The sequence below is a fragment of the Streptomyces sp. NPDC059909 genome, from assembly GCF_042730885.1.
Classification (GTDB): Bacteria; Actinomycetota; Actinomycetes; order Streptomycetales; family Streptomycetaceae; genus Streptomyces.
The window spans coordinates 1-1,561 of sequence record NZ_JBHWKX010000217.1 but is presented as its reverse complement, the minus strand read 5'-3'; the positions used below and the strand labels follow the sequence as shown (position 1 = coordinate 1,561).

The window sequence follows — 1,561 nt, the reverse complement described above, 5'->3', positions numbered from 1 at the left end:
CGGTCACCCGACCTGCTGATCTGCGGTTCTTTCCGAGACAGCGGTGGCGGCCGTTCTCCACGCTTCGAGATGTCGAGTCACGAAGTACAAGAGAACGGCCGCTGTGTATGAGTCTGTCTGTCGATGCGCCCGCAGGCGAGGCGTTGGACGTGTTGTCCCGCTTTCGGGTCGAGTTCTACGAATGCCTCTACGCTCGCGCGGATGCGCTCTTCGAGCTCACCGACGCGGTGCTGTGCGCGGACGGGCCGGTGAAAACGCTGGTCGAGCTGTCGCTGGCGGTCGAGCATCGGCGTGGGCACGGCGCCCTGTACGCAGCCTTGGACCGAGGCTGGACGGAGCCGACGCGGTTGCGTCGGACCCTGGCCGGCCTGCCGCTGCCAAGGGCGGCCGACGGGCGCATCGTGCTCGCCGTAGACGTGTCCAACTGGTTGCGCCCGGACGCCCCCACCAGCGACGACCGGCTGTTCTGCCACGTCTATGGACGCGGTGACCGCAAGACGGATCAGCTGGTTCCCGGGTGGCCGTACTCTTTTGTCGGCGCGCTGGAGACCGGCCGCACCTCCTGGGTCGCGCTGCTGGACGCCGTGCGCCTGGGCCCCGCCGACGACGCGACCGCTGTCACCGCCGCCCAACTACGCGATGTCGTCAACCGGTTGACGCAGACCGGGCACTGGCAGCCGGGCGATCCGGAGATCCTGATCGTGATGGACTCCGGCTACGACGTCGCCTACCTCTCCCACGCCCTGGCGGATCTGCCGGCCGTGCTGGTCGGGCGCCTGCGCTCGGACCGCGTCATGCTCCGCGACCCGGGCCCGCCCCGTTCCGGCCCGAAGGGCGGGCGGCCCCGCCGGCACGGCGGCGTCCTCACCTTTGCCAAGCCCGACAGCTGGCACGAGCCCGACGTCACCACGGTCACGGACACCACCCGCTACGGCAAGGCCGAGGCGATCGCCTGGGACCGGATGCACCCAAGGCTCACCCACCGCGGCCCCTGGCTGGACCACGCCAAAGAGGAACTGCCCATCCTGCACGGCACGTTGATCCGTCTCAAGGTCGAGCGCCTGCCGGGCGACCGTGACCCGAAACCGGTCTGGCTGTGGTGCTCCGCCACCGCCGCCACCAGCGCTCGGGTGGACCTGTGGTGGCAGTCCTTCCTGCGCAGATTCGATCTTGAGCACACTTTCCGGCTGATGAAGCAGACACTCGGGTGGACCGCGCCTCAGGTCCGCCACGCCGACACCGCCGACCTGTGGACCTGGCTCGTCATCGCCGCCCACACCCAGCTCCGCCTCGCCCGACCCCTCGCCGAAGACCTCCGCCGCCCCTGGGAACGCCGCACTGAACCCCGCCGCCTCACCCCCGCCCGCGTCCGCCGCGGGTTTCGCAACCTCCGACCGACCACGGCCTGCCCGGCAGCCGCACCGAAACCATCCCGCCCCGGTCCGGGACGACCACCCGGTTCGAAGAACAGGCACCGCGCCAAGCGCCACGACGTCGGCAAGACCGTCAAACGCGCCGAGACCATCAAGGAGCACGAAGCCCGCCGAGGATAAACGCCAAG

The 1,561-nt window shown here is 70.0% G+C and carries 1 protein-coding gene; it reads left to right on the top strand.

Features of this window, described 5'->3' with window-relative positions; genetic code table 11:
• Positions 1-107 precede the first annotated feature (107 nt).
• Entirely contained in the window at positions 108-1,553 is a 1,446-nt protein-coding gene (locus tag ACFV9O_RS40330; protein WP_385428052.1) for an NF041680 family putative transposase, read from the top strand.
• The last annotated feature ends 8 nt before the right edge of the window (positions 1,554-1,561 follow it).

Bases quoted from the DNA above. Each gene is read 5' to 3' on its own strand.
- ACFV9O_RS40330 (WP_385428052.1), top strand. From the start codon at position 108: ATGAGTCTGTCTGTCGATGCGCCCGCAGGCGAGGCGTTGGACGTGTTG.